Source organism: Arthrobacter sp. NPDC080031 (assembly GCF_040702485.1).
Lineage (GTDB): Bacteria > Actinomycetota > Actinomycetes > Actinomycetales > Micrococcaceae > Arthrobacter.
The window spans coordinates 34,448-59,364 of sequence record NZ_JBFBLA010000001.1; the positions used below are offsets into that span (position 1 = coordinate 34,448).

21 protein-coding genes are annotated in these 24,917 nt (G+C 61.6%); 9 read left to right on the forward strand and 12 right to left on the reverse strand.

Features of this window, described 5'->3' with window-relative positions:
• Positions 1 to 238: 238 nt before the first annotated feature.
• The 6 genes from AB0323_RS00170 to AB0323_RS00195 form a co-directional block, all read right to left on the reverse strand.
• Complete coding sequence (locus tag AB0323_RS00170; RefSeq protein WP_366175854.1) at positions 239 to 589, reverse strand: thioredoxin domain-containing protein; 351 nt, start codon at positions 587 to 589, stop codon at positions 239 to 241.
• Between the two features lie 61 nt (positions 590 to 650).
• Entirely contained in the window at positions 651 to 1,838 is a 1,188-nt protein-coding gene (locus tag AB0323_RS00175) for an FAD-dependent monooxygenase (RefSeq protein WP_366175602.1), read from the reverse strand.
• Positions 1,817 to 2,419 carry a flavin reductase family protein gene (locus AB0323_RS00180; RefSeq protein ID WP_366175603.1) on the reverse strand — a complete coding sequence of 201 codons (603 nt, stop codon included), beginning with the start codon at positions 2,417 to 2,419 and terminating at the stop codon, positions 1,817 to 1,819. Before AB0323_RS00180 ends, AB0323_RS00175 begins: the two co-directional genes overlap by 22 nt.
• Positions 2,416 to 3,390, reverse strand: a complete 975-nt coding sequence (locus AB0323_RS00185) for a nuclear transport factor 2 family protein (protein WP_366175604.1) — start codon at positions 3,388 to 3,390, stop codon at positions 2,416 to 2,418. The genes AB0323_RS00180 and AB0323_RS00185 overlap by 4 nt, the downstream gene beginning before the upstream one ends.
• A 1-nt stretch (position 3,391) precedes the next feature.
• The gene (locus tag AB0323_RS00190; RefSeq protein ID WP_366175605.1) at positions 3,392 to 3,901 is read right to left on the reverse strand and encodes a hypothetical protein; all 510 of its coding nucleotides are present in this window, start codon (positions 3,899 to 3,901) and stop codon (positions 3,392 to 3,394) included.
• The gene (locus tag AB0323_RS00195) at positions 3,886 to 4,401 is read right to left on the reverse strand and encodes an LLM class flavin-dependent oxidoreductase (RefSeq protein WP_366175606.1); all 516 of its coding nucleotides are present in this window, start codon (positions 4,399 to 4,401) and stop codon (positions 3,886 to 3,888) included. Before AB0323_RS00195 ends, AB0323_RS00190 begins: the two co-directional genes overlap by 16 nt.
• Before the next feature lie 70 nt (positions 4,402 to 4,471).
• Here AB0323_RS00195 and AB0323_RS00200 point away from each other — a divergent pair, with 70 nt between their 5' ends.
• The 7 genes from AB0323_RS00200 to AB0323_RS00230 all read left to right on the forward strand — a co-directional run bounded on the left by AB0323_RS00200 (position 4,472) and on the right by AB0323_RS00230 (position 13,493).
• Positions 4,472 to 4,825 carry a MerR family transcriptional regulator gene (locus tag AB0323_RS00200; RefSeq protein WP_366175855.1) on the forward strand — a complete coding sequence of 118 codons (354 nt, stop codon included), beginning with the start codon at positions 4,472 to 4,474 and terminating at the stop codon, positions 4,823 to 4,825.
• A 182-nt stretch (positions 4,826 to 5,007) separates the two neighbouring features.
• Positions 5,008 to 6,198, forward strand: coding sequence for a hypothetical protein (locus AB0323_RS00205; RefSeq protein WP_366175607.1), 1,191 nt, complete (start codon positions 5,008 to 5,010; stop codon positions 6,196 to 6,198).
• Between the two features lie 64 nt (positions 6,199 to 6,262).
• A complete protein-coding gene (locus AB0323_RS00210) occupies positions 6,263 to 7,297 on the forward strand; it encodes an alcohol dehydrogenase catalytic domain-containing protein (protein WP_366175608.1) in 1,035 nt (344 codons plus the stop codon).
• Positions 7,294 to 7,734: a hypothetical protein gene (locus AB0323_RS00215; protein WP_366175609.1), complete on the forward strand. Its 441-nt coding sequence runs from the start codon at positions 7,294 to 7,296 to the stop codon at positions 7,732 to 7,734. Before AB0323_RS00210 ends, AB0323_RS00215 begins: the two co-directional genes overlap by 4 nt.
• A 203-nt stretch (positions 7,735 to 7,937) precedes the next feature.
• Positions 7,938 to 9,620, forward strand: a complete 1,683-nt coding sequence (locus tag AB0323_RS00220; RefSeq protein WP_366175610.1) for a thiamine pyrophosphate-dependent enzyme — start codon at positions 7,938 to 7,940, stop codon at positions 9,618 to 9,620.
• A 36-nt stretch (positions 9,621 to 9,656) separates the two neighbouring features.
• Positions 9,657 to 11,141 (forward strand): NAD-dependent succinate-semialdehyde dehydrogenase, encoded by a 1,485-nt coding sequence (locus tag AB0323_RS00225; protein WP_366175611.1) that lies wholly within the window; start codon positions 9,657 to 9,659, stop codon positions 11,139 to 11,141.
• A gap of 504 nt (positions 11,142 to 11,645) precedes the next feature.
• Positions 11,646 to 13,493, forward strand: a complete 1,848-nt coding sequence (locus tag AB0323_RS00230) for a GAF domain-containing protein (RefSeq protein WP_366175612.1) — start codon at positions 11,646 to 11,648, stop codon at positions 13,491 to 13,493.
• Positions 13,494 to 14,121: 628 nt separating this feature from the next.
• On the opposite strand, the gene AB0323_RS00235 is transcribed toward AB0323_RS00230, so the two are convergent.
• The 6 genes from AB0323_RS00235 to AB0323_RS00260 all read right to left on the reverse strand — a co-directional run bounded on the left by AB0323_RS00235 (position 14,122) and on the right by AB0323_RS00260 (position 20,033).
• Positions 14,122 to 14,460, reverse strand: a complete 339-nt coding sequence (locus AB0323_RS00235; RefSeq protein WP_366175613.1) for a hypothetical protein — start codon at positions 14,458 to 14,460, stop codon at positions 14,122 to 14,124.
• A gap of 65 nt (positions 14,461 to 14,525) precedes the next feature.
• Positions 14,526 to 14,978, reverse strand: coding sequence for a hypothetical protein (locus AB0323_RS00240; RefSeq protein WP_366175614.1), 453 nt, complete (start codon positions 14,976 to 14,978; stop codon positions 14,526 to 14,528).
• A gap of 76 nt (positions 14,979 to 15,054) precedes the next feature.
• A complete protein-coding gene (locus tag AB0323_RS00245; RefSeq protein WP_366175615.1) occupies positions 15,055 to 16,344 on the reverse strand; it encodes a substrate-binding domain-containing protein in 1,290 nt (429 codons plus the stop codon).
• Positions 16,345 to 16,450: 106 nt separating this feature from the next.
• On the reverse strand, positions 16,451 to 17,464 hold the full coding sequence (locus tag AB0323_RS00250) for an ABC transporter permease (RefSeq protein WP_366175616.1): 1,014 nt from the start codon (positions 17,462 to 17,464) through the stop codon (positions 16,451 to 16,453).
• Positions 17,461 to 18,486, reverse strand: coding sequence for an ABC transporter permease (locus tag AB0323_RS00255; protein WP_366175617.1), 1,026 nt, complete (start codon positions 18,484 to 18,486; stop codon positions 17,461 to 17,463). Before AB0323_RS00255 ends, AB0323_RS00250 begins: the two co-directional genes overlap by 4 nt.
• Positions 18,483 to 20,033 (reverse strand): sugar ABC transporter ATP-binding protein, encoded by a 1,551-nt coding sequence (locus tag AB0323_RS00260; protein WP_366175618.1) that lies wholly within the window; start codon positions 20,031 to 20,033, stop codon positions 18,483 to 18,485. Before AB0323_RS00260 ends, AB0323_RS00255 begins: the two co-directional genes overlap by 4 nt.
• An 885-nt stretch (positions 20,034 to 20,918) precedes the next feature.
• On the opposite strand from AB0323_RS00260, the gene AB0323_RS00265 reads away from it, so the two are divergent.
• Complete coding sequence (locus tag AB0323_RS00265) at positions 20,919 to 22,058, forward strand: alkene reductase (protein ID WP_366175619.1); 1,140 nt, start codon at positions 20,919 to 20,921, stop codon at positions 22,056 to 22,058.
• A 757-nt stretch (positions 22,059 to 22,815) separates the two neighbouring features.
• Entirely contained in the window at positions 22,816 to 24,030 is a 1,215-nt protein-coding gene (locus tag AB0323_RS00270) for an NADP-dependent malic enzyme (protein ID WP_366175620.1), read from the forward strand.
• The last annotated feature ends 887 nt before the right edge of the window (positions 24,031 to 24,917 follow it).

Genomic DNA, 24,917 nt, shown 5'->3' on the forward strand with positions numbered 1-24,917 from the left:
TGTGGTCAGCACGAGCCACTGTCTTCAAGCCAGATCGAGAGGACTACCAGGATCACCCGTTACCGGCCAAGCAGCCTTTGAAAGGTATATTCCGCAACCCCAGTGAGAACAAGGCCGCCATATGGACAGGGTGCAGCCAGTGCATTTGGCTCTTGTCTCCCCTGCTCTGAGTTCAGTACGGCCCGGAGCCTGCCCAAGGACAGTGGCCGGCTTGTTCCTCATCTTCACATTCATAAGGTCAGTTTTGTTGGGCTCCTTCGGCGAGGTGCAGGTCTACGTCCAGACGCCTGACTGCCTCCATTACCTGCTCCAGCGCGGCAGCATTTAGCGCTCCGGCTTGGGAGAAGACAAGCGTCTGGTTTTTGAACGCCATCAGGGTAGGAATTGACGTGATGTTCGCGGAGCCGGCCAGGCTCTGCTCAGCTTCCGTGTCGACCTTGGCGAAGACAATATCCGCGTGCTTTCCGGCGACGGCCTCGTATGTCAGGGTGAACATGCGGCATGGCCCGCACCAGCCCGCCCAGAAACCGACGAACACGATCTCGTTATTTTTCAGCGTCTCCGCGAAGGATGTCTCGGTGATGTCGATGGTGGCCGGTTGAGGGACGAGCTCGACTGAGGGACGTGCCTGTGCTGGCGGGTTGGTCTGATTATTCGGGGAGGCTTTGCGGTTCGGTCAGATATTGGCTCCCGATCGTCGTCCCAAGCGATGACCTGCGCGCAAGTTCGATGCCGACATCGGAAAGTCGACCCAAGTGCTCATGTCGGTTGCGTTCCCAATCGCCCAGCCTGTCCTGCAGGCTCGAAGGTCTCGCTGACATGAATCGTTGTAGTTCAATGGCTAGGCCGCGGGCATCTCCGAAGGCTTTGGATGTTCCTGACGCGGTGTGTGGTCGAACGGTTCCCGCCGCGTCACCTATCAGGGCAGTGCGCCCCGTGCTCATTCTGGTAGCGGGGAGATCAAAGATGGGTTGCATGAAGACGTTCAATCTTTGAACCAGATCCCCCAGTTGCGGAGGCAGCATAGAGCGGGCCACGGCGGCCAACTGGATTCCACTGTCACCGTCCAGCTCGCCGGGCGGCAGGAACGTGGTGTATTGCCTGCCGCTCTTCCCTTTCAGCAGGTGTCGAAGGTTCTGTTCAGGTACGTTCATGTACCAGACCCAGTTGACCCGCCGCTTGCCTTGGGTCAATTCTCCGTTGGGCCCTGGAACCAGATAGCTGAGGAACTGCAGGCCATTGGCCCCATAGAACGTGAAGCGTCCCGAAAGCAGGTCTACCAAATCCTGGGGCAGCATGGCTTCGGGTTCCAGCCCTCGCCATGCCACGTATCCGGCATAAACGGTTTCCCGGGCTTCCGGATTTACCAGTTTGCGCGTTGCCGAGCCGATCCCGTCCGCGCCCACGACGAAGTCGCCCACAGCTGAAGATCCGTCGGCAAACTCCGCCCGAATCTGGTTCCCGTCAGTGCGGAGTTGGTGCAGGGTGCTGTTGAGCCGGTAGCTGTCGGCGGGGAGGGAGTCCCGGAGAGTGCGGTAGAGGGTGTCCCACGATGTCATGAGTTGGGGCGCGGCGTAACCCGTTGCCTCGCCTGTACGGTGCAGCTGTTGACGTTCGAAGAGTTCTACGCTCACTGACTCCGCGGTGAAGCCAAGTCCGCGCAACAATGCCTCGACCTCCGGTTGCATCACCACTCCGGCACCCCGGGTCTGCATCGTGCCTGATGATCGTTCGAAGACCTCGGACTCCACTCCGGCCGCCCGCAGCTCGTGGGCTGCCGCGAGTCCGGCGACGGATCCTCCGATGATGAGCGCTTTCACCGATGTTCCTTTCCCCATGGGTCTTTCCTTTGTCCCACACGCTTCTGGGGACAACTGCCGTGGTCTCCTCGTGCGCCAACTGCAGCCCCTACGGCAGGCTCGATTCGCCAAAACCCGCTGCGGTGGAAGACCAGTGGTTCGCGGCTTGCTTCCGGCATCTCAGCGTTGAGGACCGAGGCCACCACGATGTCGTGGTCCCCGCCCGGGTAGACAGCTACTATCACGCAGTCGAACCAGGCAACGGCCCCTTCGATCTTCGGGTGCTTTGATGTCGATTCCCGAGTGAGCTTCATACCGGCAAATTTGTCGGAGTTCCTTTTGCCGAAGTTCAGGGCCAAATCTGCTTGGTCCTCAGCTAGGACGCTGACGGCGAAACCACTGGCGCTCTTGATGGCCTGCCAACTGCCCGACGTCGAAGAGACGGACAAGTGAACCAATGGCGGGTCGAGCGACAGCGACACGAAAGACTGCAAGGTCAGGCCCGCAGGCCCGTCCGCGGTGTTCGCCGCTACAATGACGACGCCGGTTGGAAAAGTGCCTGCGGCACGCTTCAGGGAGTCAACCGTGACCTTGGCACCGGCAATGGTCCGGACAGTCATCGTCTGTCCCCCTCGCCTGCCTCGGCAAGGCTGATCCAGCCAGGAAAATACTGCAGCCATTCGAACTTCCACACACCGTCCTCCAACCTAAGACGGCCTTCGTAGCGGGCACCGAAGATGGGCGCGTCCAGCGTCTCCATCGTGGGCATGAAGGGCACGATGCGGTGGATCTGCATGGTTGCACGGTCGCCCCGGACATTCACCACGAAATCCGATGCAGCGTGCTGCATGTACGGCTGGCCGTTTCGAAGGTCCTTGAGTCTGCCAACGATTTCGCGTCGGCCGGACATCGGCCCAAAGGGCACCATCTCGGCTACTGCATTATCGGTAAATGCGGTTGCAAGCAGGCTGAAGTCGGCTTGGTCAAGCCCCCAGGCGTACCGGATGCATACTTCGGCGACAAGCTGCGCCTCGGTTTTGCCCGGTTGCGGCTGCCGTGTGGCCCGCCAGGGGGCGTCCAGTTCGCTGACGATCACCGGGCTGGGATTTGTCCGCCCTGGCCCCTTGTCGAGTGTCCAGCCCGAGACGTGGCGCCGGTCGCCATGGTTCCAGTCAAGCTGGAACCTGAGGTCGGCAATCCTCCAGCCGGCTGCGGTCTGTTGGTACGTGGCGACGTAGTGGCCCCCAAAGAGGAACGCGTCTATGCCCCCGTTGGTTGCCTCCGTCCCTACGGTCCCCAACAGATACGCGCTTTGCGATGCCCGGTCATTATCAATGGCAATGTACGGATTGACGATCCTGTACCTGACCAGCTTTCCGGGAAAAGCCATGTGCTGAAGCAAGGATGCAACCCCGTTGGCGCCACTGGCGCTTCCGAGTTGACTAATTGCTGCCTGCGTGTGCGGAAGAAAGGCGTCCTCAACGACGTGAGTTTCGCCAGACTCCATCGCAGTGTGTACCGCAGAGAATAGCAATGAAACGGCGGAGTAGTCGGCTGCCGTCGACTCCACATCGTTTGGGAAGGCCGCCATGCTATTTGACCTCGGTAGCGCGGCTGCCGGCGGGGAAATGCGGGAGGATGTGCTCCGCGAATTCCGCCATTACGTCGCCTACTGGCCGACGGCTGTGCTTGAAGTTGATCATGAGCTGGTCGACGCCCACCTTCTCCCAGGCCTTGAGGTACTGCAGCAGGGGTTCCCGTCCCAAGGAGAGCCCTTGGTGGATGGCTCGTGTCATGGCATTGGGGTTTTCGGACAAGTCAATGTAGGTCGCCTGGTTGAAGGGCTTGTATCCGGGTTCGCCGCGCTGCGCTGTCAGCCGGCACCAACGCTGGATGTTGAGGTCCTGCTGCTCCAAGGGCAAGGTATAGAAGAGGCAGCCGTCGACATTTTGTGCGATCCATTCCATCTCCTGCCGGCCGCCGCCGGTCATGAACACCGGGAGCCGCCCATAGGTGGGCTTCGGAAGAAGATCCGTTCCGCTCATGCTCCCCAGCGTGGAATCCAGATTGGGGAAACGGTTCTCGGTCACTTGGCGCAGCACGACAGGGATTCCTTGAACCGTTCGCCGCGGCTTTCATAGCCTACGCCGTAGGCCGGAAATTCCACTGCCCGGTCCCCCGTCGCCACGCCCAGCAGCAACCGCCCACCGGACAAATGGTCAATACTGGACGCTGCCTTCGCGGTGTCCAAGGGATGGCGGAGCGGAAGTACAACGCTGGCGGTGCCAAGGCTGATGCGCTCCGTCGTTGCTGCGAGATAGCCCAGGTAAGACCACGTGTCGAATACCTGCCCAGTATCCCCGAAACTGGGGTCCAGGAGGGGAACGTCCCGCACCCACACGCTTGAGAACCCGGCGCGTTCGGCCTGCTGGATCAGGCCAATGTGGTTGTCTATTCCCGGCACAGGGCCGTCGAATCCTTCCAGAGGTGTGATGACGCCAATGGTCATACCATCCGGACGGTGGGCATGCGTAAGCCCGGGATGCTCTGACCAAGGACGGGGATTTGCGACTTGAACATCGATGGTTGTTGATTCAATCATGCATACCAGCGTAAAGTCTGACATTGACGTTAAGGTCAAGCTCGTCAGATGAAAGGTTGGTCACATTCGCATCGGAGAACTCGCAGCCAAGTCGGGTGTTAGTACCCGCCAGCTCAGTTATTACGAAGAACAGGACCTACTCCACTCCACCCGGACCTCCAACAACTATCGCGAATACGCGCCCGAATCGCTCGAACTCGTCCAGCAGATCCGCGGACTGCTCGACGCCGGACTCCCGACACGCCTGATCCGCGTGCTGCTGCCCTGCGTCCAAGGTCCGGAGGCTGAACTTCCGCCGCAGGCAAATAGCGAAATGGAGCATTTGCTGCGTGGGGAAATTGCCAACCTCCAGGCCCGGATCGAATTACTGAGGCATAGCCGCGACCAGATCGAGTGGTACCTGGGACGGGTTGTCCTCTCCTGAAGCCGGGAGTTAGCCAGTTTCATCGCCCCACCGCATTACGTAATCGACTATGTGCATATATACATCTGACTAGCGGTCTTTATGGTTCCGGGCACCTTTGCCCCCGGTGTTGCGCGCAGCACACTGGATGTAGTGATTGCGGTCACCGATGACGCAGCAAATTGGCAAAGGAGCTATTTCAGATGACTACCCACACTGGCAAGCGGGCCTTGGTCCTGGGCGGGTCCATTGGCGGACTCACCGCCGGCCTGCTTCTTAAGGACTTGGGCTTCGACGTCTCGATCTTCGAACGGACGCCCACCGAACTAAGCAACCGGGGCGGTGGCATTGTTCTTCAGCCCGACACCCTGCGCTGGTTCCGCGAGCGAAGCAGCATCACCCCCGAAGCCGTGAGCACGTCGACTCAGTTCCTCCGGTACATCGGAGAAGGCAACAAGGTCCTCTTTGAAGAGAAGGCTGAATGGCACTACAGCTCGTGGAGCGTCATGTACAGCTCCCTCCTTTCGGACTTCGGTCGGGAGAAGTACGTGCTGGGCGAATACGCCGTTGGATTCGACCAGGACGCCGACGGTGTTGACGTCCGCTTCGTCAGCGGCCGGACCGAACACGCCGACATGGTCATCTTCGCCGACGGCATCACCTCGATCGGACGCAGGCGCCTCTACCCGGAAGCCGGGCTGTCCTACTCGGGTTACATCGGCTGGCGAGGCACCGTCCTGGAAAGTGACGTCTCCCCCGAAACGGCTGAGCTGCTCGGAAGCTCGCTGACCTACTCGATTGGGCCGAACACGCAGATCTGCATGTACCCGATCCCCGGCCCGGACAACGGCTTCGAGGTAGGAAAGCGGCTGCTTAACTACGTCTGGTACCGCAACGTCGCCGAAGGCCCGGAACTCGACGAGATCTTGACCGACAAGCGCGGGTTCACGGGCCCCGTCTCCGTTCACCCCGGCCAGGTCCAGGACCGCTACATCACGGAAATGAAGGCCGCTGCCAAGGAACTGCTGGCGCCTGCAGCCGCGGAACTCGTCAACCTCACCGCAGAGCCCTACATTCAGCCTGTCCTCGATGTCCGCACCCCCCGCATGGTCGAGGGCCGCGTTGCACTGATCGGCGATGCCGCTTTCGCGGCCCGCCCGCACGCAGCAGCGGCCGCCGCCAAAGCCGCCGCGGACGCCTGGGCCCTTGCTGCGGCCCTGGGCGAGAACGACAACATCGTCACGGCCCTGGCCAAGTGGGAACCCGGACAGCTGCAGCTCGGCAACAACCTCATCGATCGGGTGACCAGCATGGGTGCACGCTCCCAGTTCCATAACACCTGGACGCCAGGCGACCCAGACCTCCGGTTCGGCCTCTACGGCCCCGGACAGTAATACAGCACGCTCCCGTGCCGCAGTGACGCGGCACGGTTACCACCACAACCCTGAAAGGAAAGCCATGAAGGCTCTCGTTTATGACGGACCCGGAAAGATCGAGTGGCGCAACCACCCTGACCCGAAAATCCAGAACGACACCGACCTCATCCTAAAGGTCACCGCAACCACCATCTGCGGTTCCGATACCCACATCCTGAAAGGCGGCGTGCCCGACACCCCGTTCGGGACCGTCCTCGGCCACGAAGGCGTCGGCGTTGTTGAAGAGGTCGGCTCAGCAGTCCACAACGTCAAGCCCGGCGACCGCATCCTTGCCACCTGCGTGTCAGCCTGCGGTTTCTGCCGGTTCTGCACCGTCGGCATGTATGGTCAGTGCCTGACCACGGGCGGATGGGCCCTCGGGCACCTGGTCGACGGCCTCCAGGCCGAATACGGCAGGATCCCGTTCGCGCAGAACAGCGTGTACAAGATCCCGGACGAGCTCGGTGATGAGCAGGTCATCTTCCTGACCGACATCCTGGCAACCGGGTACGAGGTCGGTGTCCTCCGCGGGCAGGTGACCCCCGGTGACACCATCGTCATCGTCGGAGCAGGCCCGGTGGGTCTCTCTACGGTCCTGACCTCCAAGCTGTACTCCCCGGCGAATATCGTCGTGGTCGACCTTGTCGAGAGCCGGCGTCAGAAGGCACTCCAGCTCGGCGCAACCCACGCAGTCGGCCCGGAGGAGGCACATGACCTGGTGGCAGAGCTGACCGGCGGCCTAGGCGCGGACGTAACGATCGAAGCGGCGGGCTTCCCCAAGCCCTTCGAACTGGCAGCCTCCCTGGTCCGTCCCGGCGGGCACATCGCCAACATCGGCGTCCATGAGGAACCGGCGACCATCCACTTGGAATCGCTCTGGGCCAAACAAATCACCCTCACCACGGGCATCCCGTCCGCGCTGAGCGTGCCCGCCCTGATGAAGGCCATCGCCGCCGGAACCTTCGACCCCACGGCCCTGATCACCCACCGTCTGAAGCTCTCGGACATGGAGAAGGGTTACGAAATTTTCAAGAACGCAGCCGATACCGACGCCCTGAAAGTGGTGCTGAGCGCATGACCGAGACACGATTCCTCTCCGACCTTCCCCTCGCTGGCGACCTTGTCGGCACCAACTTCGAAGGCTGGTCCGACGAGCTTCGCCGCGAATTCGAAGAGCACGCCTTCGATGGTGCCGTCGGTTCAAGGCTACTCAGCGAAAACGACCGGGTCCGAGTCTGGGAAATCCGGCTCGCCCCTGGCGAGCGGTGGCACGCACACCGGCACGTTCTGGACTATTTCTGGACCGCCATCAACGCTGGCCGAAGCCGCCAGCACACCTTTGACGGCACCACCCGTGAAGTGTCCTACCAGGCAGGAGAAACCCGCCACTTCCACTTCGGCCCTGGTGAGTACCTGCTGCACGACATAGAGAATGTGGGCGACAACGAAATTGTTTTCACCACCGTCGAACACCTGAACTCCGACAACGAACCCCTGCCGCTGACCGAACGGTAGCAACGCGGGCGGAAGGCCCCTGGCATCGCTTTCTCAGTGATAGCCCGGGGCCTTTTCCGTCAGCCCGGCAACAGCTCCTCAACTTCCTCCCCGCCCCTGCCCGAACCGGATCTTCCGGACCACGGTCCGGGTGAGACCGAGGAAACCACCGACCACAGGGCCTACATGACCAGGTTCTGACAACAGAAAGCATTTCCAAGACGATGACCCAAACGACCGCCGAACCCAGCATCCGGTCCCATCACCCAGCTTCCCCTTCCAAAAGCGCCGGTCACGTCATTGTCGACAGCCTGCGGGCCCACGGAGTAACGAGGGTTCACATCGTTCCCGGAGAGAGCTTCCTGGACGTCCTGGATGGACTTCACGCGTCCGACATTGAGACCATTGTTTGCCGCCACGAAGGCGGTGCCAGCTACATGGCCGAAGCCGACGGCAAGATGAACCAGACACCGGGTGTCGCCATGGTGACCCGCGGACCCGGCGCCGCCAACGCCCACGTCGGCCTACATACCGCCTGGCAGGATTCCACGCCCATGGTTCTCTTCGTCGGTCTAATCCCTTTCGCCCACCGCGACCGCGAAGCTTTTCAGGAGTTCGACATCAAGGCCTGGTTCGACACCGGCGCCAAGCGGGTCATGGTGCTCGACCACGCAGAACGGGCCTCCGAACTGGTCGCCGAGGCGATGTTCGCAGCCATGAGCGGCAGGCCCGGACCGGTCGTCGTCGGGCTGCCGGAGGATGTCATCCAGCAGTTGGTTCCGAACGAGCTACACCCTCCTATTCCCGTCGCAGGCGGCGGCATGACGGGAACGGACATTGCCGCCCTGACAACGGCTTTGGAAGCGTCCACCAAGCCGCTGTTCGTGACCGGCGGAAACGACTGGTCAGTATCCGGAGCCGAAGGGCTCACCCGTTGGCTGGAACGCCACCACATCCCTGCCGCCGCCGAATGGCGGACCGAAGGCACCGTTCCCTTCAGCTCACCGTCCTATGTCGGACCGATCGGCTATGGACGCCCCCGGCCCACATATGACCTCCTCGAGGAAACAGACCTGCTGATCTTCGTCGGCACGGTGCCCGGAGATGTCATCACTGATGGTTTCCTCTACCGCCAGGACTGGAGCAGAAAGAACTTCCTAGTCACGATCGACCCGTCATTGCGCGGCCGTTCCGGTCCCGTGACCCACCAGATCGTAGCCAAACCCGACGCCTTTGTTCGCGATCTTGCCGCCCTCAGTCTCCCTGCCAAACCGGAATGGCAGGCTTGGACGGAGCGAATGCGGGCCGAGCAGGAGGCTTTCGCTAAACTCCCAAGCGCCGTACCCGCAGCCGGAAAGGCCAGGATGGATACCCTCATGGCCAACCTGGTCAGGAAACTGCCCAAGGACGCCATGGTGACCTTCGGCGCCGGCGAACACACCAACTGGGCCCACCGCTACTTCCCCACGGAATCGTACGCGTCAATGATCAGCGCGAGGAACGGATCCATGGGCTACTCCGTACCGGCCGGCGTCGCCGCATCACTTGCGTTCCCCGGCAGACTCGTCGTCACTATCGCCGGGGACGGGGAATTCCTCATGAACGGCCAGGAACTTGCCACGGCCACTCAGTATGGCGCCACTCCACTGGTCATCGTGATGGACAACCAGGAGTACGGGACCATCCGCACACATCAGGAAAAACACTACCCTTCAAGGATCTCCGGGACGCAGCTGCAGAACCCTGACTTTGCCCTCATGGCAGAAGCATTCGGCGGATTCGGTATCAGCGTCACCCGGGACAGCGACGTCCCCACTGCCGTGGACGCCGCCCTGGCAGCCATCAGTGAGCGCAAAACGTTCGCCCTCATCCACCTGATCGTTGACCAAAGAACCAAGGCCTACTGAACCGGGACCCCAACCACTACGAACGGAACTACATCCATGAGCATCTCCCCTGAGCGAGAACAACGAGTACTTGACTCCGTGCCGACAGGACTTCTGATCAACGGGCACTGGCGTCCCGCAGCATCCGCAAGGATCTTCGACGTCGAAGACCCGTCCACCGGCAAGGTCCTCATGTCCGTGGCCGACGCAACTGCCGAGGACGGCATGGCTGCGTTGAACGCAGCCGCCGACGCCCAGGAAAGCTGGGCCGCAGTCCCGCCGCGCGACCGCGGCGAAATCCTGCGCCGCGCCTTCGAGCTGGTCACCGAACGCACCGAAGACTTCGCGCTGCTGATGACCCTTGAGATGGGCAAACCCCTGGCCGAAGCCCGGGGAGAAGTCACCTATGCTGCCGAGTTCCTCCGCTGGTTCTCAGAAGAAGCTGTCCGCGCCTTCGGCCGCTACTCAATCGCGCCCGACGGCAAATCACGGCTGCTGGTGCAGAAAAAGCCCGTCGGGCCCTGCCTGCTGATTACGCCGTGGAACTTCCCGCTCGCCATGGCCACACGAAAGATCGCCCCTGCGGTAGCTGCCGGCTGCACGATGATCCTCAAACCCGCGAAGCTCACTCCCCTGACATCAATGCTTTTCGCTGCCGTCATGCAGGAAGCGGGTTTGCCAGCCGGTGTGCTTAACGTAATTTCGTCCTCAAGCGCAGGCGCTACAACCGGTCCCCTGATTCGGGACCCGCGGCTGAGGAAACTGTCCTTCACCGGATCCACGGAAATCGGCCGCCAGCTCCTGTCAGCCGCATCAGGGACCGTACTGCGCACCTCCATGGAACTGGGCGGCAACGCCCCCTTCATTGTCTTCGACGATGCCGACCTGGACGCCGCCGTCGACGGCGCGATGAAGGCCAAACTCAGGAATATGGGCGAGGCGTGCACCGCAGCGAACCGCTTCATTGTACACGAAGCAGTTGCTGACGAATTCGCCCGGAGATTTGCAAGCAAAATGTCCGGCATGACCATCGCAAGGGGCACCGAAGACGGCTCCACCGTGGGGCCGCTGATCGATGTCAAGAGTCGGGATAAGGTGCACAGCCTGGTGACTGACGCCGTGGCGGCCGGTGCGGAAGCAATTATTGGTGGCTCTCCCGTGGACGGGCCGGGTTACTTTTACAGTCCGACGATTCTTACCGGCGTTGCCGAAGGATCCCGCATCCTGGCCGAAGAGATTTTTGGTCCTGTCGCTCCGATCGTGACGTTTTCCACGGAAGCGGACGCCGTTCGGCTGGCCAACAACAGTGAGTACGGGTTGGTGGCCTACGTCTTCACGACGGATCTGAGCCGGGGACTTCGCATGGGCGAGAAACTTGAAACGGGCATGCTCGGCCTGAACGCCGGCGTCATCTCCAACGCCGCAGCACCGTTCGGCGGTGTCAAACAATCCGGGCTTGGCCGCGAAGGCGGTCTTGAAGGAATCGAGGAATACCTGTACACGCAGTACATCGGTATCGCCGACCCGACGAACGACAGCTAAGCCAACGCAGGACTTGGCAGCCGTGGCCACCGCTCGTCAGCAGATCGTGGCAGGGTCTGCCCATGCCCAATCAGGAGAAAGGAGCTGAGGAATGTTCGGACGCCGCAGCCTAAGGTCCAGACTGGAGGCGGAAATCGTGGCGCCTGCACAGCGCGGCGGCGGCCGACCGGCTCTGCGAGACGAACCCCCGAGTGCTGCGCACGGTTTCGGCGGAAGTTAGGCGATGTTGGCATTGTCCATACCCACAACGCCAGAGAATCGCGAACACCAGCCCGCAGGGCAGCTCCTATTCCCGGCGCCCCCAAGGACCGCCTCACTTAGTCTGGTGGCAAACCCATGGCCAACACCTATATGCCGGGAACACAAGAACCGGAACACAAGAAGGGGTGCTGTTTTGAGTCGGTGCCCGTTACACGGCAGGTGTCATTGTCCGGCGCCCTGAAAAGTCTCTACGCCGGATCCAATTTCATCCGGGACATGTTATGGAAAAATGTAAGAGTGAAAGTGAGACCTCATCAAATGGCCGAGCAGCTGCAGGGATGGCTGCGGGCAGTGGCCGACATTGGGTCCGCGGTCAATCAGGGCGATTCACTGGATGCCCTGCTAAACATCATCGCCGAAGCTGCCTGCAGACTCATGGCCTACGACTTCTGCGCCATCACGCTTCCAGACCCGGAAAACCGCGCACTGTTGATCCAGGGCTCCCACGGCCTGTCCGAGGAGTACATCCGGGACGTCAACGCTACGCACCCAATCCGCCTTCATGGCGTCTCAAACCCCGCCCCTTCAAGCCAGGCTTTCACACTCGGCGTCGCGGTACAGGTATCAGACATTGCAACCAACCCTTCGTTCGGCCCGTGGGGCGGGGTAGCCCAGGACCAGGGATTCGTTTCCATGATCGCTGTGCCGCTGAACACGGCAAGCGAAACGTTGGGAACGCTCAACTGCTACACAAGAAGTGCGCACAGCTTCACCAAGGAAGAGGAGTCTCTTCTGACCATGCTGGCGGACCAAGCCGCCATCGCCATCACAACCGCGAGACTGAAGTCTGACCAGGCACGAACAATTGAGCACCTGAACGTCACGAACGCCACCCTCGAGGAACAATACGATCTTCAGCGCCAAGGAGCTGAAGTGCATGAACGCCTCACAGCCCTCGCCTTGGAGGGAGGAGGTGTTCCTGCCGTCGCAGCCGCCCTCGCGGAGCTCATCTCTCGCCCGGTGACCGTTCGAGGCAGAAACGGCGCACTCTTGTGCAACGCACCGTTCGACCAGGACGCCCTCCCCGACGTCCTGACCCGAGAAATGAACTACCAGCACGCTGAGCCAGCGGCGAAGGGAGCGCAATTTCCCGCACTCGCGCAAACCCAGGTGCTGTCCAGCGACGGGACCCCCATCCCCGTTCTCCGGGAACCGGTCATGATCAAGGACGAAATCGTTGCCTGGATATGGACCACCGGGGGTCTGGAGTCCCTGACACCGCTGGATCGCCGGACCATAGAGCACGCGGCGACGGTCATGGCCCTGGAACTCCTGAGGACCCGAACGGCCGCTGAAGCCGCGTGGCGCCATTCCGGCGAGATCCTCTCCGGACTCCTGAGCGGGGCAGTCCGCGGCTCAACCGCCCTCATCCACCAGGCCGCAAGCCTCGGACACGACCTGTCCCAACCGCACGCCGTTATCGTCGCCCGGTACGAAAGCAGCAATGATGGACCGCTGCAGTACCGGCTTGCCTCGACTTTCATGCGGCTCAGCGAAAACGCCACGCCCAAGCCCCTGTTGGGGATGCATGAGGGCTATGTGGTGGCCCTTTGGCCTCTGGCGAGCGAGCCCCTGGAAAGCGCCCGGGCAGTAAGCGACGACATCCGACGGAGCCTGACCGGCAACACCTCTGCCGCCGCTTCGGCGACGACTGTGATTACCGGGCCGGTCAACAATCCTGCCGATTATCCGGAAATATTCGCCATCGCCCGAGGAGCAGTCGAACTCGCAGGGATCCGCGGCCTCCCCATCCGCACGATTGTCCTCTCCGATCTGGGAATGGCGGGCCTTTTCCTCCAGATACCAGATACTCAGCGCCTGGAACGATACTGCGAGCAGGCCCTGGGACCGCTGCGCGCTTACGACAACAGCCAAGGCACCTCACTACTGCCTACTCTCGCGGCCCTGGTCAAGAACGATCTCAACGCCAAGTCAACCGCCGAACAGATGTTCATCCACAAAAACACAGTCGACCAAAGGCGCCGTCGCATAGAAGAACTCCTTGGAGCACAACTCACAAACGTCTCGGCACTTGCACACATCGCGACGGCCTTGAACATCGAAGACGTCATCAACGCAAGGGCTACGTAGAACTAAGGACGGCGGGAGTTCGAATGCCTCCTCAATTTCTGCTCGGCTCTCGAGAAATCACCCGCCGACCCCAAGTCGGCCAGGACGTGTTCTTCTGTGCAGTCAGGTGCGGTCCGGCGGACACTCACGGCCCCATCGGAATCCCCGGACCTGAACTGTTGTCCTCGCTTTGGTCCGGCCATAACGACCGGTCCTGGAGAGAGAAGCGGGGCGACAAACTGCTGGGGGCAGTGTATTCCGCTGAACTCTGCACGCCGTTGAAGTCTGTCCCGCAGCCCATCGCCCCTCCGCAGCAACCTCAATGACAGTGTAGTGGCCCTAATGTTCAGCCTCGATGAACTGCATGGTCTAAAGTACTCAGGGCACCCCCGGTTACATGATCGGGGGTGCCCTGTTTTGTTCCCGACACTGATGTAGACCCTGCAAAACCGCGACAATGTTGCCTGGGTCTGCGGAAAAGCAACTCAAACCAATCATTGCAGTCCGAGCGATGGCTTCTTAGGGAGGAAGAGGGTTTGGGCAAGCCGCCCAAACCCTATTCCTCCCTCGTTTGACGGCCTACTACGTTATCGCGCCCGGTGAACTCCCGTGGACCGTCGGGCCCAAGCTCTACCCGATGCGGCGGTCGCTAGGACCGCGTAACTAAAGCTGCGCCGTGGTCTGTCGGGTGGGCTCCCACCAGCAGCCGTTCGACGGCATCGCTGGTCTGGTTGGTCGCCCCCAGTGCTGCGATTTGAGCGGCCATGAGTGGTGTCCTCAAGCCGGACACCGTTATCCGGCCGTGGTTGTAGACAGTGTGGGTGCGAATAACACGGGTGGAGTAAAGGTCCCGGGAGCTTCTTTCGAGAATGTTCCCGACCTTGGCGCTGATTTCAGCGGCTGCATAACGCCTGCGGGCTGTGGGATCCGCGAATATCACCTCGACGGCGGCGTGGATCTGCTGGTCGTCGGGCTCGTAATTGGACACGTTGGGCGCGGACAGTGTGACGCCTTCGTTGTCATAACAGTCCGGCAGCCGATACCTGACCTCGGCTACATCCTGGGACCGCGCAAGCAGCGCAGCGGCATCGCGGACAGCCTCGCGGAATACCTCGGGGTCGCTCTCGCTTCGCCGCAGGTAGAGAAGGTACTTCTCCTGCGCTCCAAGAGGTCACCGTTGGGTGAATCGTCGCCGGAGCGCTCGATCAGAGTCCTGGTATTAGGCCCGGTCGACTGGTAGGAGATCGTCTTTTCAACGTTCTGCTCATCTTCCATCAGCGGGTCCAGTGCTGCAACGAAAGAATCCAATTGCCCGGCGGACTCAAAGGTGATCTCCGCGTCGCCATAAAAACCCGGATAAGGTGCGGACTTCCCGAAAGGAGCGGAGATGACGGGGGAACAATTGGCCGGCAAACGGGTCAAGATGGTGCTGAAAGCCTGGCGCTCGAGCCCGCGCAGCGGCCAGAGGAGGTTCATTATGGCGACGTGTATTTGGTCTTCGGACATGTTTTCTCCGTTTCTGCCTACTTGCTGATTACCTGCGAGAGCCGGAGAGAGGGTCCTCCCTCTCCCCGGCTTGGGATCAGCGCTTGGAGCACCCTTCAACGCCTTCGGGCAGCGTTGCCTTCTGCCAGCCGTCGGAGCACGCTTCCCGTGTGACGTAGCGGCGGGAGGGGTCCTGCTCGTGTTTCTGAAGATCCTTCGCAGTGAAGGGGGTGGCCTTCATGCCAGCTGAGGGGCTGCCGCTCTTCGAGGCGCTGAGGGAGGACTCTGGCAGCATCACGTTGAAGATGTCGGCTGTTTCCTCGTCACTCACTGTGCCTGGCTTGAAGACGTTGCATCCCTCTGTGTAGGTGTCCTTGTCGCACACCTTGACATTGTCGGAGGTGACGATGTTGTACGGCACTTCGATGTCCATCGGGATGCCGTCCGGGCCCTGGAGCAGTACGGCCAGGGCGACCTTCATGGCGATGCCACCCTGGGCCGGCGGGGAGCCGATGCTGACTCCCGGCCATCCTGCCAGCAGCTGTTCGCGGAAGTACTGCGACGTTTCACCGCTGACGGGGATTTTCTTGCCGGCTGCCTTCAAGGCCTTCACGCAACCGGACTCACCGTAGCCACAGAATATCCCGTCCACATTCGGGAAAGACCCGAGGGATTTAGCTGTTTCCTTCTGCTGCTGGGCACTGTCCCATTTGCCTTCGTACTCGGTGAGAATCTTCACGTCCGGGGTCTTTTTCAAGGCTGCCCGGGCGGAGTTGTAATGCACGTTGTCAGTGGACGTCCCGACCACGCCGTGGGAGACGAAGATGTTTCCCTTGCCGCCCATCAGCTTGGTCAGCGCCGTCATTGCGTTGTAGCCCATGAACGGGGAGGTTGCATCCTTAGGGATGCTAGTGATGTAGGAGACGTTGTAGACGCAGGGTTCAGTGACTGTCGCGTCGTAGGAGACGACCGTCACGCCCTGGCCGCAGGCGTCCTTGTAGGCTGAGTTGATCGCGGTTGGTGAGAGCGGATATGTGACGATGGCGTCCGCGCCAGCCGCCACCATCGACTGGATCTGGGAGATCTGGGCCTGGGGGTCGGGCTGGGTCATTTCCTTGCGGACTTCGACGCAGCTGTTGTACGGGCTCAGCTGCGCGACCGCGTTGCCCAGGTTTGCCGCCTCCTCCTGCCATGCGTTGCCGATGTTCAGCGCTGACATATAGACGACGTATTTTTGGCCACCGGCCCGTGGGGCCTTGCCGCCACTGGGAACGCAAGCTGACGAACTGCCTTCGGCACTGCCGCTGGCGCCTGCACAGCCGGCCAGTCCCAGGCCGAGGGCGGCTATGACAGCCACCGCCCCAAGCCTGCGGATGGATTTACGCATAACTGTTTCCTTTCTCGGCTTCATCCTTGAAGCACTTTTCTTTGAAGAACGCCGACGGGCCGCCGACGCAGGTAGAGGCAGTCGGGTCAAGGACGTGCAGGGCGCTTCATGCGTTCCCTGATCCCTTCCAGACCGGGTGGTCTCGGCGGCGCATGAGCAGCAATGCGAGGAGCACCACGGCGCCGTAGAGGACGTTCTTCCAGCCTTGCGGGAACCCTGTTGCCTGGATCACTACGGTGATCGTGGTCAGCAGGATGCAGGACATAAACGTTGACTGCCAGAACCCGCGACCGCTGCCGATCACCGTGCCGCCCACGAGTACGGCCGCTATTGCTGGCATCATCCATTCGTCCCCGAGGCTGAGCTGTGCGTTGCCCGAGAATCCGAGGAGCATGATGCCGGCGATGCCCGAAGCGAGGGCCCCCACGACGTAGACGCTGATCTCCGCGCGCCGGACGGGCAGGCCGGAGATCCGGGCTGCGGCAGGCGAACTGCCGAATAACTGGATCGTGCGGCCCCAGTTGCTGCGTGCCTGGATGAAGTATCCAATCACGCCGACCAGGATGAAGATGACTACCGGAAGTCCGATGCCGAAGAGCTTTCCACTGCCGCTGAAGAGGCTGATGATCGTATCGGGTGCGGCCGGTGCCTTGGTGCCGAAAGTGACACCGATGGTGGTGCCCGTCAGGATGCCGCCCATGGCCAGAGTCACGATGAATGCCGGGATCTGGAATCGGGCGATCAGGTACCCGTCGATCAAACCCACTACGACCGACGCACCCAGGGCGAGCAGGACGCCGGTGAAAACATCATATCCAAGCACACTGGTCCATAGGGCAAGGATCGTAGCGGAAAGGGCAACAACGCCCGGGATCGACAGATCCAGTCCGCCGATCAGCATTACAAGGCCCTGCCCGAAAGCCAGAACGGCGACGAAAAGGCTCTGGGTGAGAATCGCCTCGCCCGCCGACCAGGACGGCAAACCGTCGCTGAAGATTCGGCCGGCAACCAGAACGGCGACTGAGATGATCAGCAGGACAACGGGCCGGGCGACTCCCGGGCCGAGCCGGGGGCTCTTGTCCGGCACTGACCTGACAATGGTTTCTGAAGTGGTCGTCATCGTCCTGCTCCTTCGGGGATGAGCGCCGTGTGTGGGTCCGCGGGAACATCCGGCGGAGGCTGAACTGTCTGCTTCTTTTTGCTCTCACTGCGGGCAGAGACGGCACCCACCAGGACAGCCACGATGATCAACGCCCCGGTAAAGATGGTCTGCGCCCAACCGTTAATCCCCACCACGAACAGGAACTTGGGGATCACTGTCAGTGTCAGCGCCCCCAGGATTGTTCCGATCACCGAGCCGCTGCCGCCGATGAAAGCGGTGCCGCCGATGGCGATGGCCGCGAAGGTCTGCAGCAGGTACGTGGATCCGATGGCCGCGTCGCCGGTCTGGATGGCGGCGCTGAGCACGACCCCGGCGACAGCGTAGAGCGCCCCGGCAATCGTGAACGATGCAAACTGGACCCGGGCGACAGACACACCGGACAGCCGCACGGCTTCTTCGTCCTGCCCGACGGCGAACATGTAGATCCCCAGCCGGGTACGGCGGAATACCAGCCAGGCCAGGGCCAGCACCACGATAATGATGAGGCTGCGGGGCACGAACAGCGGGCCGGTGATGAGCTGAACGAGTTCCTTCGAGACCCTCCCGCCCGGGGCCGGTAGGATCACCAGCGCAAGACCGTTCAGGATGATGAGCACCGCGAGGGTCACCGCGATTGCCGGGAGTTTGCCGACGATCACCAGCAGCGCGTTGAGCGCCCCTATCGCGGCACCCAATGCGAGCACGATCACGACAGCTACCCAGGTGTTCTGCTGGCTCAGCGTGGTTGTCAGGAGCACGTTGGCCAGCGTCACGACGCCTGCAGCCGAGAGATCGAACTGGCGTGTGAAAATCACGAGTGTGACGCCGATGGCTGCGATGACCAGCGGCAGTGAGAGAACCAGCCAGCTGTTGATGAGGAAGATGTTGAGTCCGCCGAGCTGGCGGGACGCCCAGGCCAGCAGGAAGACTGCGAGTACCAGGGCTGCACGGAAGGTGCCGTTCCGCAGCCAGGAGGCTGCTGTAACTCTGAGGTTGTTCATGGTGCGACCTCACTGGTGGTTGAGCCGATAGGTTCGAGGGGGCTGGCAGCCTTCTTGCGCCGGCCCACTGCAGCTGCCATCACTGCCGACTCCTCCATGTCGGTCCCGGTCAGTTCCGCGGCCACTTGGCCGCCATAGAGGACGACGATGCGGTCGCTCATGCCGATGAGTTCGGGGATTTCGGTTGAGTAGAGAAGGATTCCGGCGCCGTCGGCGGCTGCCCTGCGGAGGGTCCGGTAGACCTCGAGTTTTGCTGCCGGGTCGATTCCGCGGGTGGGGTCGAACATGAGCAGGATGCGTGCTCCGGTCAGGGCCGTGCGGGCGATGATCGTTTTCTGTTGGTTGCCGCCTGACAGGGGGCCGACATCCTTGGTGAGGTAATCCTCGCGAAGATAGTTCGCCTGCCCGGCTGTTTTTGCCGTGGCGTGCTCGGCCCGGGAGTTGATGAGGCCGAACTTCGACAATTTGCCCAGGACGGGGACTGACATGTTCTTCACCGACGTCATATCGGCGAAGATGCCTTCGCGTTTGCGTTCCTCCGGGACCAGAGCGATGCCCGGTCCGCATCGGAGTGCGTCCCGGGGCGAGTTGAATTTCTCGGCCTTTCCATCGACCCGGATAGTGCCCGAGGTGAGGGGTCCGGCGCCGGCGATGGCGTAGAACAGTTCTTTTTGGCCCTGTCCTTCCAGTCCGGCAACGCCGACGATCTCTCCTGGGCGCACACTCAGCGCCACGCCCCGGAGTCGCTGCTCCACCACGGCATCCGACACTTCTAGGAGCGGTTCGGCGAGGGTGTCAACGGTCCCTAATGCAGGGGGGAAGGCAACTTCGATCGACCGGCCGATCATCTGGGAAATCAACGTGTCGTGGTCGAATCCCTCCCTGGTGAAGGCCCCAACGATCTGGCCGTTGCGCATGATGCTGCCCCGGTCACAGAGCTCTTCGATCTCGGCGAGCTTGTGGGAGATGTACATGATGGCTGCCCCCCGGGCCTTAGCCGCGCGGACCTGGCGGAAGAGCCATTCCGTCTCCGGCAGAGACGCCGTGGGTTCGTCCAGGATGAGGATCCGCGGCGCCGGGTTCAGCGCCCGAACGATTTCCAGCCTTTGCTGGGCACTTAGCGGCAGTTGGCTGGCTAGCGCCTTCGGATCAATGTCGTGAACATCCCAGCGCTCCAGGATTTCCGCAGCTCGTGCCTCGACGAGTTTCCGCGGCACGACGCCACCCCTCGTCGGCAGCTCGGAGAACATCAGGTTCTCCGCCACGGTGAGGCTGGGCAGCAGCGACAGCTCCTGAAATGCGGTCCTGATGCCGGCGTGTCGGGAAGCGGCGAGCACACCCAGCTTCATCTCCTCACCGTCCACGGTTACGCTTCCGGCATTCGGGGTGAGCATGCCCGACAGGGCTTTGACGAGGGTCGATTTTCCCGCCCCGTTCTCCCCAACCAGCCCGTGAACTTCACCGGCCTCCAAACTCAGCGCCGCGTCATGCAGCGCGATGGCATCGCCGTATTTCTTGGCGAGCCCCTTGACCTCCAGTACAGCCAACGTCTTTGTTCCTTACTGCAGTGGGATCGCACATTCGATGAATGATGCGAATTGGATGCCTGCTCGTGCCGTTCCCCAGTCGTTTCCAGCAGGTGTTGCATTCGAGTATGCGATCAAAATCACAGTTCACCCATGGTCTAAGGGACACAGTGGTTAGCTTCGAAGTGTGTTGCAATACATGCGGCCACCCCGTGCAAGGCTTGTGGCAATGCAACTGCGAATGGCTTTAAAGCTTCTGGCTAGTGCGGGTATGGCTGCGGCCTATGGGGCGACGCCGACACCTTGAAGGATTCGGTGCGGGATGTGTGGCCTGGACAAGTCAGCCCTGACACGGCATTACGTGAGGCTCTGCCCTTGCCCTGCCCTTGGGTGGCTGGAACCTTCCGTGAGCCGATGCCGGGGTAGGCTATCCGAGTCGGAGCGCCAGCGCAGTCATGAGCTTCAACGCATCACACCAGCCGGCATCAGCCCGACCAGGCAAGCTTCTTTCCACTCACCCCCAGATGTTCAGGGGAACACTCCATCATGCTGAATTATGTGAACGGGCCTATCGCGAGGTGCGTGATGCAAAGAACATACTCGATACAGGCGCTGGTTAATGGTGACCAATGAAGCTATCGGACGTTGACTGGAGGACGAGCAAAGGCTGTTGACGAGCATGTCGTGCAACGGTGCACGGGCGCTAGGAGGTTGTGGCTGTGGCCACGGACTATCCTCCCTTGGGATTTCCCGGCCCGGCTCATTGCGGCAGCAGCCTGAACCGCACGAGCTCACCGGCATTTAGTCCATGCTCACCGGAAACCATACCGCCATGGTCCAAAATCATGGCGACGCCACGACGCCAGACGTCATCTCTAAAGCCCGACAACGATTCCGAGGAGTTTCATGTCTTCCGCCGCTTCCCTGTTTGACCCCATTGTGCTTGGTGCCCTCAAGCTGCCCAACCGGCTGGTTATGGCCCCGCTCACCCGCACGCGCTCCCATCCGGACGGCCGGCCCGGTCCCAAGGCCGAGCTCTACTATTCCCAGCGGTCCAGTGCCGGCATGATCATTTCCGAGGGCACCTGCATTTCTCCCCAAAGTGTTGGTAACCCCGGAGTTCCCGGCTTGTGGACTGACAAACAGGTCGAGGCCTGGAAGCCCATCTCAGATGCCGTCCACGCTGGGGGCGCAGCCTTCGTGGCACAACTTTGGCACACCGGACGAGCCTCACACCCCACCGTCCAGCCCAACGGTGAAACACCGGTTGGACCATCCGCCATCGCCGTCACGGGCCTGGGCTACGCAAGGGACGGCTGGGTTCCCTTCGTTACACCCCGCGAACTCGACATCAAAGAAATTCCCGGCATTGTCGCTGACTACGGAACAGCAGCGGAGAACGCCCTGCGGGCCGGCTTCGACGGCGTGGAACTGCACAGCGCCAACGGATACCTCATCGACCAGTTCCTCCAAGACAACGCGAACCACCGCACAGATGAGTACGGCGGCTCCATCCCCAACAGGGCCCGTCTTCTCCTCGAGGTCATGGAAGAACTGATCCGCCGCGTAGGAGCAGACCGCGTTGGCGTAAGGCTCTCCCCGAGCAGCCCATTCCAGGACATGGCTGACTCAAACCCGCAGGAACTCTTCAACTACGTGCTTCGCGCACTTGAGCCGCTGAACCTGGCATACCTGCACCTCATCGAACCGGGGATCTCCGGCTACCAGAGCAGCAACCGTCCGGCAGACGCTATCAACAGTGCCTGGGTTCGCGAACGCTACAAGGGTGCCCTGATCGTCGCTGGTGGCTACACCAAGGAAACTGCCACCAAGGCCCTCACCGCCGGAAACGCAGATGCCGTCGCGTTCGGCCGTGACTTCATCTCGAATCCCGACCTTCCCCGACGGCTCGCCGAGGACGCCCCACTGAACGAAGCCGATCCGGAAACCTTCTACGGCCGCACGGATGCGGGCTACATCGATTACCCGACCCTAACCCAAAGCCCTGACCCCCAGCCGATCAGGGCGCACGACTTCCCGGGGTAACTCCGCCATCTCAACACTGTTCGCCGGCCGCCTCGGACTCTGCAGTCATAGCATTGCAGCTGCAACCGGGCGGCCTGCGTGCAGCCGCAGTTTCCCTCTGGCTGGTGGAACAGGATTCCGCTTCTCAGGGCCAAGTCACTCCACACTTGCCAGCAGCTTTATCCCCCCGCAAGAACTGACGAAAAAGGAGAAAATCATGTTCAGCCGTAAACGTACCAGGAACACCACATCAAGAATTATCGGAACCCACAAGAAGGCCTGGAACCACGCAACATCTGAGGAGACCACTTCCGAACTGCGGAGCATCGATGACCTGGATGCGTCACCGTGGATCGGCCTTCATTTCCGACATGAGTTCCTTCTGCACCATAACCATGAAATTTTGGAGCACCTAATGCTGTCGGCACGTCCCAGAAGTTAGCTCCGGAGCTTATGAATCCAGATCCATCCAGTCGCCCGAATCGGGAATCACACTGCTGCTTCGCATCAGAGCGCACGTATGGAGTTGGCTATCAGGGCATGGCTGAAACGCCGACTGATCGACTTGAGCGTTTACTAAATACGCTCCAGCCCGACGCCCGTTCAAATCACGGCCGGCTTTAACCGGCTTCAACCGCATTGCAATGGAACCCCTGTCGCTGTTATTTCCGACGCGCGAACCCGACACCTCGGGGTTTCTCATTTCCACGGCCTGATGCCCGCCAGGGCCAGGTTCCCTTGTGCCGTGCGTACACGGCGAGCACCAGGAGACAACGACGTGTCCTTTGACGCAATCACAGCCACAGACAATTCCGCAGCCACCGCGCTGACGGACCAGGAAATTTTCGCTGCCCACGAGGGCGGCAAGTTGTCCATCGCCAGCACCGTTCCCCTCAGCAACAAGCGCGACCTCTCCATCGCCTACACGCCCGGCGTTGCCCAGGTCAGCCGCGCCATCCACGCCGATCCGGAGCTCGCCAAGAGCCACACCTGGGCCCAGCGCCTCGTGGCCGTCGTCAGCGACGGCACCGCCGTCCTCGGCCTCGGAAACATCGGCGCCAGCGCCTCGCTGCCCGTCATGGAGGGCAAGTCCGCCCTCTTCAAGGCCTTTGGCGAGCTGGACTCCATCCCGCTGGTCCTCAACACCACCGACGTCGACGAGATCGTGGAGACCCTCGTCCGGCTGCGCCCCAGCTTCGGTGCCGTCAACCTCGAGGACATCGCCGCCCCGCGCTGCTTCGAGCTGGAAGAAAAGCTCATCGAAGCCCTGGACTGCCCCGTCATGCACGATGACCAGCACGGCACCGCCGTCGTGGTCCTCGCCGCGCTGACCGGCGCCGCCAAGATCACCGGCCGCGGGCTCGAGGAGCTCCGCGTGGTGATCTCCGGCGCAGGAGCCGCAGGCATCGCCATCGCCGAAATCCTCCTCGCCGCGGGCATCGCCGACGTGGTGCTGCTGGACTCGCGCGGCGTGATCAACTCCGAGCGAGCCGACATCGCCGCCGACCCCGCCAGCAAGAAGGCCCAGATGGCGCAGCGCAGCAACCAGCGCGGCATATCTGGCGGCCCCGGCGAAGCCCTGCTGGGCGCTGACGTCTTCGTAGGCGTGTCCTCTTCCAAGCTGGATGAGGAGCACCTGAAGCTGATGAACCACAGCTCCATCGTGTTCGCGCTGTCCAACCCGAACCCCGAAGTCCTGCCCGAGGTCGCGTCCAAGTACGCGGCGGTGGTGGCCACCGGCCGGAGCGACTTCCCGAACCAGATCAACAATGTCCTGGCGTTCCCCGGCATCTTCCGCGGCGCCCTGGACGCCGGTGCGCGCCGCATCACCCCAGCGATGAAGGTTGCCGCGGCCCGTGCAATTGCCGAGCTGGCCGACGACAAGCTGTCCGCATCCTACATCGTGCCGAGCCCGCTGGACCCGCGCGTTGCGCCGGCCGTAACCGCGGCCGTCGCCGCAGCTGTGGAAGGTGAAGTTGGCTTCCCCCTGTGATAACGCCGATGTCTTCGACTGGAACGGGATCAAGCTCAGATGGAGGTGCTCGATGACGGCCTGGTCATTGCACCTGGAGTAGTCGAGGACCCGATTCCAGATCAAAGCATCATCCGGCTCAACTTCTCCGTTGGGAGAGGTCGACGAACGTACCGCCGGGAGGACTGCTGGCAGGTTAGTATTATCCGCCGGTCATCTTAAGCCCTCAGGCCTTACGCCGCCACTTCTTATCTGAGTTTCAGAGCGTGACGGCCCTACCGATAGACACGTTTCGATCTAACGCAAGGGCGCTCACATGTCTTCGCTGCGCTCCCGTTTTTACAGTCCATCGCAAAAGGTAGCGCAACGAACGGACGTGAAAACAGCGCAGCATATAAACAGGAAAGGGTGACCAAAACGTACCGTAGTTCTTCCTCCCTAACTTCTCCAAAAGAACTACCGCCTGCCCGAGATCAAGGCCAACCGAGATGAACTACCGCTTTCGCAAGCTCAAGCCCCAGACTGGATCCTTGGCGCCGCAGCCCGTTCTTAACTGGTCCAATCTTTCCCGCACCGACGAAGTGGCGATCCACAATCACGGATGGATCATAACGTCAGGCCGTATCGACATGCTAGCCATGGATGGCATTTCTCTGGCTCCATCAGGACGAAGGAAAGGGCCGCGCACTGTTCCTGCATACTGATGGACTGCTGGTGTATCGGTGACCAGTCAACCGAAGCTGAACTGACGACCTCCCCAAGAAACTAGAATTGCACCCCAATCGTGGAGAGGTAGCCGCCTCAGCTGCGGTCTCGCCGACAGGGGCTGCTGCCGGCAGGTGCGGCCCGTCTGTCACCGGCTGCCGCCGCGTTACATTTCCTTTCGGCAAATCTGTTTCCCAAGAACT